Genomic DNA, 6,946 nt, shown 5'->3' with positions numbered 1-6,946 from the left:
CCACCCCCCCCAATCCCCCCACCCCGCCCCCCCCCCCCCCCCCACCCGGCGGCGCGGGGACAACCAATGCTAGGATCGGTTCACCTTGAATCGATCTAAATCCATATGAGCAGAGCGGGGAAGTCGGGGTTGGTGGCATTGGCCATGGGCGCCATGCTGGTGGCAGGCGGCGCGACAGCGGCGCCGCAGAGTGCAGGCGAACGCGCCTACGCGGCCGTGGACCCGTTCATTGGTACCGGCGGTGAAGGGCATACCTATCCCGGCGCGACGGTGCCGTTCGGCATGGTCCAGCTCAGCCCGGACACCCGCATCCAGCCGCGCGAAAAGGCCTACGACTGGGCTGCCGGCTACCGCCACGACGACAGCAGCATCGTCGGCTTCTCGCACACCCATTTCTCCGGCAGCGGCCATTCCGACCTGGGCGATGTGCTGGTGATGCCGTTCACCGGCGACCCCGGCCTGGAGCGGGGCGATCCGGAAAAGCCGCGCAGCGGCTATGCCTCGCGCTTCGACCACAAGGATGAAAAGGCAGAGCCCGGCTATTACGCCGTGACGCTGCAGGACTACAAGGTCCGCGCCGAGCTCACCGCCAGCGCCCGCACCGGCGTGCACCGTTACACCTACCCGAAGGGCGAGGAGGCCAAGCTGCTGCTCGACCTGCGCACCAGCCTGTACGACTACCCCGGCAAGATCCTGTGGTCGCGCCTGCGCCTGCGCGAGGACGGCACCGTGACCGGCTTCCGTGAAACCCGCGGCTGGGCACCGGGCCGGCAGCTGTACTTCGCCATGCGCTTCTCGCGCCCGCTCACCGGGCACGCGCTGCACAACACCGAAACCGACATCGCCTACAAGGGCTTCCCGCCGCCGGGCCAGAACCACCCGGAGCAGCGCCCGCAGATCGAAGGCCGCCAGCTGGTCGGCACGTTCGATTTCGGCAAGCTGGATGCCCCGCTGGTGGTCAGCGTGGCGATCTCTTCGGTAAGCGAAGCCGGCGCCATCGCCAACCTCGACGCCGAAGCGAAAGACCAGAACTTCGACCGCATCCGTGCCGATGCCCGTACGCAGTGGCAGCAGGCGCTGTCGGTGCTGGACATCGAGGCCCCCGCGCATGACAAACGCAGCGCCTACACCGCGCTGTACCACAGCCTGCTCGGCCCGACGCTGTTCATGGACGTGGATGGCCAGTACCGTGGCTCGGACAACGCCGTGCACCGCGCCGAGGGCTACACCAACTACTCGACCTTCTCGCTGTGGGATACCTACCGCGCCCTGCACCCGCTGCTGACCCTGGTGCAACCGGAACAGCGCACCAGCGACATGGTCAATTCGCTGCTGGCCCACCAGCACAACAGTGCCTACGGCATGCTGCCGGTGTGGGCGTTCCACGGCCAGGAAACCTGGTGCATGATCGGCTACCACGCGGTGCCGGTGATCGCCGATGCCTACGTCAAGGGCATCCGTGGCTTCGATGCCGACAAGGCGCTGCAGGCGATGGTCGCCACCGCCAACTACGGCCCCTACGACGGCATCGCGCAGTACCGCGAGCTGGGCTGGGTGCCGATCGATGAAGAGGGCGAAGCCGCCAGCAAGACGCTTGAATACGCCTTCGACGACTGGACCATCGCGCGCATGGCCACGGCCATGGGCAAGACCGACGTGGCTGCCGAGTTCGACAAGCGCGCCGGCAACTGGCGCCACGCCTTCGATGCCGAGACCGGCTTCATGCGTGCACGCAAGCGTGACGGCAGCTTCCGCACCCCGTTCGATCCCAGCGCCAGCGGCTACGGCACCGATTACACCGAAGGCAACGCCTGGCAGTATTCCTGGTACGTGCCGCAGGACGTGGCCGGCCTGGCCGAGGTGCACGGCGGCGCCGACAAGCTGCTGGCGCGGCTGGATGCGGTGTTCGATGCCAAGGTCGATCCGTCCATCTTCGAGCACATGGAAGACATCACCGGCCTGATCGGCTGGTACGCGCACGGCAACGAACCCAGCCACCACGTGGCCTACCTGTATTCGTACGCAGGCCAGCCGTGGCGCGCGCAGTCGCGCCTGAAGCAGATCATGGACACCCAGTACGCCGACCGCCCCGATGGCCTGGCAGGCAATGACGACCTGGGCCAGATGTCGGCGTGGTACGTGTTCACCGCGCTGGGCTTCTACCCGGTGGCACCGGGCAGCGCCGAGTACATCATCGGCCGCCCGTTCCTGCCCAAGGCAGTACTGAACCTGCCCAACGGCAAGACCTTCCGTATCACCACCGAGGGCATGGGCAAGGGCCACGAGTACGTGGGTTCGGTGACGCTCAACGGCAAGCCGCTGAACCGCACCTTCCTGCGCCATGCGGAAATCCTGGCCGGCGGCGAACTGCACTTCACCCTGCAGGCAGCGCCGAACAAGGCATGGCCCGGTGAGGGCGCGGAACAGCCGTATTCGATGTCGCGCTGACCTCGCTCAGCTGTCTTCGTCCCAGCCATCGCCGTCCCCGTCCCCCGGGGGCGGCGATGTCGTTTCCAGGTCCGGGTCGACCGGCTCCAGCAGCGTGTAGTCGTCGCGCTTGAGGTCGCGGAAGGCGCGTCCGACCGGATAGGCCTCCAGTGCGGGTGAGCGCACGTGCAGCGCGGCAGGCGTGTTGGCGGCACCGGAAAGCCATGCCAGTGCCAGCTCAGCGGGCAGGAACACCGGCCCATCCGGTGTCAGCGGTGCCGGAATGGCGCGGTTGGGGGCGGTGAGTACGCTGAAGGAATCCATCGCGTGGCCTTCGCCGTCCTCCCAGTGCTCCCAGAGGCCGGCCGCCAGCAAGGCCAGGCCATCGCGGCGCTGCACGAACAGCGGCCATGGCGGGCGACGCTGGCGGTCCAGCTTGTAGTACCCGGTCATCGGGATCACGCAGGGGCGTTCGGCCCAGGCCTTGGCGAAGATGCGGCTGCCGGGCGCCCGATCCAGCCGCGCGGTGACCGTGGTGTAGGGCGTATCCGGCGTCTTCGACCAGCGCGGCACCAGCCCCCAGACCATGTCGGTCACGATCAGCTCGCCCTCGGCAGTGCGGGCCAGCACCGATGCGGTGGAGCCCTTGCCGATGTTGTAGCGGTCCGGCGCTGCCGCCACGGCGGCGGCGAGCTCGCGCGGCAGCCCGTCAGGGACCGATTCCGGCTCGGCGATGGCTTGGGCGAAACGACGCATGGGTGCAGGGTAGGGCGCGCGCCGTGAGCATGTGGTTGAGCGGCGGCACGGGCGGCGCTACAGTCGCGGGGTGGTTGTTTCGCGGTATCTGCCCATGCCTCATCGAAAAAAAGACATCGCGCCGGTCGACGCCGCTGGCCAGCGCCTGCCGCTGGGGCCCGAGTCGGCCGTGCTATGCCGGGCACGCGACTACGCCGCCGGCACCGTGATTCCGCTGCACCACCATCCGGACCGCCACCAGTTGGTCTATGCCGCCTCCGGCGTGCTGGTGGTGCAGGCCGGCGCAGGCCGCTGGGTGGTGCCCAGCACGCGCGCGATCTGGATGCCGGCCGGGATCGGCCACAAGGTGAGCTGCATCGGCGCGGTGCGCATGCGCAGCCTGTACATCCTGCCGCAAGCCATCGCCGATGCGCCGCCCAGCGCAGCGACGGTCTCGATCACACCCCTGCTGGCCGAACTGATCGGTGCGGCGGCCATCGTGGAGCAGCCCTACGTTCCGGACTCGCGCGACGGCCATCTCATGCAGCTGATCCTGGACGAACTGCAGGCGCTGCCGGTGCTGCCGCTGCACGTTCCCGAACCGGTCGACCCGCGCCTGCAGCAGATCGCGCAGCACTGGGACGCCGCGCCCGACGACGCTTCCACACTGCAGGACTGGGCGGTTCGCCTCGGCGTGGACGCCAAGACGATCCAGCGCCTGTGCGCGCGCGAACTGCACATGACCTTCGGCCAGTGGCGCCAGCAGATCCGGCTCGTCCGCGCCCTGGAACGCCTCGCCCACGGCGAGAAGGTCATCGACGTAGCGCTGTCGCAAGGCTACGCCAGCCCCAGCGCGTTCACCGCCATGTTCAAGAAGCGGTTCGGCCAGCTGCCCAGCCAGTTCTTCCAATAACGCGGAACATTTGATGCGAAACGGTAGTGCCCACGGTAGTGCCCACGGTAGTGCCGGCTGCCAGTCGGCAACCTCTTTCAGCGTGCGGAGGTCTTGGGCAGAAACGCAGTAGCCAACCCCAACAGCGGCAGGAACGAGGTGAGGTGGTACACCCACACGATGCCGTGGATGTCGGCCAGCTTGCCCAGCCCGGCCGCGCCGATGCCGCCAATGCCGAACATCAGCCCGAACATCAGTCCGGACACCATCCCGACACGTCCCGGCACCGCTTCCTGCGCATACACCACCAGCGCGGCAAACGCCGACGACATCACCAGGCCGACGGCCACGGCGAGCACTGCGGTGCCCATCAGGTTGGCGTAGGGCAGGGCGAGCGCGAACGGGGCCACGCCCAGGAACGAAATCCAGATCACCGCCTTGCGCCCGATCCGGTCACCCACCGGGCCGCCGATGAAGGTGCCCAGCGCGATCGACGCCAGGAACACGAACAGGTACATCTGGCTCTGCTGCACGCTCAGGTGGAAACGTTCGATCAGGTAGAAGGTGAAGTAGTTGGTGATGGAGGCGATATACACGAACTTGGCGAACATCAGCACCGCGATCACCGCGATGGCCTGCACCACCTTGCCGCGGCTCAGGCCGATGCCATGCGAGCGCGCAAGACTGTTCATCTTGGCCTGGCCGTGGCGCACGGTCCAACCGGTCAGCCGGAACAGCACGAAGATGGCCACGGCGGCGATCAGCAGGAACCAGCCGATGGCGCGCTGGCCGTGCGGAATCACCACGGCAGCCGCCAGCAGCGGGCCGATGGCCGAGCCGGTATTGCCGCCGACCTGGAAGGTGGACTGCGCGGTGCCGAAGCGCCCGCCCGAGGCCATCCGGGCCACGCGCGAGGCTTCCGGGTGGAAGGTGGCCGAGCCCACGCCCACCACGGCAGCGGCCAGCAGCAGCATTTCGTAACTGGTGGCCATGGCCATCATGCCGATGCCGACGAAGGTGGCGATCATGCCGGAAGGCAGCAGGTAGGGCAGCGGGCGCTTGTCGGTGTACATGCCCACCCACGGCTGCAGCAGCGAGGCGGTGAACTGGTAGACCAGCGCGATGGTGCCAATCTGGCCGAAGGTCAGCGCGAACTGGCTCTTGAACATCGGGTACACGGCCGGCAGCACGGCCTGGATCATGTCGTTGAGCAGGTGCGCGAACGCGGCGGCGCCGACGATGCGGATCGCAAAGCCATGGTGGGCGGGATCGGAGGCGGCGGGCAGTACCGGCGAAGCAGGGACGACGGACGAAGCGGACGGCGGGGTTTCTGTGCTCATGGGACCATTGGAAATACAGCTGCGGTCCCGGCCGGCCACGCCGCCAAGGGTCCGGCGCGTGCTCCAGCCTGGACCTGGTGGGGGACAAGCGGAGCACGAGGGTAAGCCGGACGCACGCTGCCGTCTCGCGCGATAGGGACCACTATCGTCGCGTTAGGGACATCGCGCATGATGGCTGGATGAAAATGAGCTACGCCGCCTTGTTGCTTGCCGCCCTGATTACCCGCGCCGAAGCGGGACCGCTGCTGGAGCCGGGCATCTACCAGCTCTCGCCCCAGGTGCCCGATGCAGATACGGTGGCACCACCGGCTGAAGGCGAGATCCATCACGACACGCTGGCCAGCGCCATTCCAGGGGCGGCGAAGGTGCGCTATGCCTTCGTGTCGCGCGATCCGGGCGAGGCGTTGAACAAGCTGGTGTTCGTCACCGATGCGGCGTACCGCTACGACCTCAACAGCGCCAACCGGCTGTGCCCGGCCTATGCCTTTCCCGATTGGAACGAGCGTTCCGACGCACAGCCGTTCTGCCGCACCAACATTGGCAGCGCGGACAGCGAGGCGGCGCTGGCCTGGACCGAACGTGGTTTCACGCTGCGCTGGGCGGACCAGAAAGCGCTGATCCGTACCGAGCAGGTTCCCGCCACCCGCAAGCCCACCCCGGATGAAATCGGCGCCTGCGCGGTGGGCGGCGTATGTGCGCCCGATGCTTACGGCAGCGTTCTGCACCACTACCAGGTAGCCCACTATCGCGACGGGTTCTCCCTGCAGGCGCCACGACCCTATATCGACGTGTTCGCGGCGACCGTGGACACACCCGTCTACCGAAGCGCCGAGGATGGCACTGCATCCGGCACCCTTGCCGCGGGGCGCTATGCCGGTGTGCTCAGCAGGGGCGACGAGTGGATCGGCATCGAAGAAGTGGCGGCAGACGGCGCAGCGACACCCGGCTGGATCCGCCGAGATGATCTTGCCGTCGGGGATAGACGTATTCCCCAGCGCGCAACCACCGACCGCCTGCGTTTCGTGCTGGTCGTCGCGCCCGCCGACGACGATCAGGCGCTGTTGCAGGCCATCGACATCCTGGACGCCACGACCGGCCATCGCCGGCAGATCCTGCGCGACATCGATGCCGAGCCGCTGAGCGCCGGCCCGGACGTGGTGCAGCTGGTGGACGCCAACTTCGACGGCTGGCCTGACCTGAGCGTGCCTGGATACTCTGGCGGGGCAGGCCCGAATGCCACGCGGAACCTGTTCCTCTTTGATCCAGCGGCCCATGCCTTCGTGTTCGAGCCAACGCTGTCGAGCCTGCCGCAGCTGGACATCGACTCCGCCACGCGCACCCTCACGTCTGCCTCGCGCGGCGGCTGCTGCTCGCACGCCACCGAGACCTATCGCTACGTGGACGGGCAGCTGCAGCAGGTGGCCAGCTGGGAGGAATCGCTGTCGCCCGATGGCGAACACCTGCAGACGACGGAGGGCACCCTGCGCAACGGAACGATGAAGTACCGCACGCGCACGCGAAAGCTGCCCGCCGACTGGCGCTGAGCGCATCA

5 protein-coding genes are annotated in these 6,946 nt (G+C 67.8%); 3 read left to right on the top strand and 2 right to left on the bottom strand.

Annotated elements, in window-relative coordinates:
- Nucleotides 1-144: 144 nt before the first annotated feature.
- Nucleotides 145-2,448: a GH92 family glycosyl hydrolase gene (locus QMX79_RS09540; protein WP_282246532.1), complete on the top strand. Its 2,304-nt coding sequence runs from the start codon at nt 145-147 to the stop codon at nt 2,446-2,448.
- A gap of 6 nt (nt 2,449-2,454) precedes the next feature.
- Here the strand turns inward: QMX79_RS09540 and QMX79_RS09535 are convergent, their stop codons facing one another.
- The gene (locus tag QMX79_RS09535) at nt 2,455-3,183 is read right to left on the bottom strand and encodes an SOS response-associated peptidase family protein (protein WP_282246531.1); all 729 of its coding nucleotides are present in this window, start codon (nt 3,181-3,183) and stop codon (nt 2,455-2,457) included.
- A gap of 94 nt (nt 3,184-3,277) precedes the next feature.
- On the opposite strand from QMX79_RS09535, the gene QMX79_RS09530 reads away from it, so the two are divergent.
- The gene (locus tag QMX79_RS09530; RefSeq protein ID WP_282246530.1) at nt 3,278-4,075 is read left to right on the top strand and encodes a helix-turn-helix transcriptional regulator; all 798 of its coding nucleotides are present in this window, start codon (nt 3,278-3,280) and stop codon (nt 4,073-4,075) included.
- Between the two features lie 77 nt (nt 4,076-4,152).
- Here the strand turns inward: QMX79_RS09530 and QMX79_RS09525 are convergent, their stop codons facing one another.
- Nucleotides 4,153-5,394, bottom strand: a complete 1,242-nt coding sequence (locus tag QMX79_RS09525) for an MFS transporter (RefSeq protein ID WP_282246529.1) — start codon at nt 5,392-5,394, stop codon at nt 4,153-4,155.
- Nucleotides 5,395-5,579: 185 nt separating this feature from the next.
- On the opposite strand from QMX79_RS09525, the gene QMX79_RS09520 reads away from it, so the two are divergent.
- Entirely contained in the window at nt 5,580-6,938 is a 1,359-nt protein-coding gene (locus QMX79_RS09520) for a hypothetical protein (protein ID WP_282246528.1), read from the top strand.
- Nucleotides 6,939-6,946: the final 8 nt, after the last annotated feature.

The sequence above is a fragment of the Stenotrophomonas sp. PS02300 genome (assembly GCF_029959395.1).
Taxonomy (GTDB): domain Bacteria; phylum Pseudomonadota; class Gammaproteobacteria; order Xanthomonadales; family Xanthomonadaceae; genus Stenotrophomonas; species Stenotrophomonas maltophilia_AD.
Note: the sequence above shows the minus strand (reverse complement) of the source record. Positions and strands in the feature narration are given on the sequence as shown.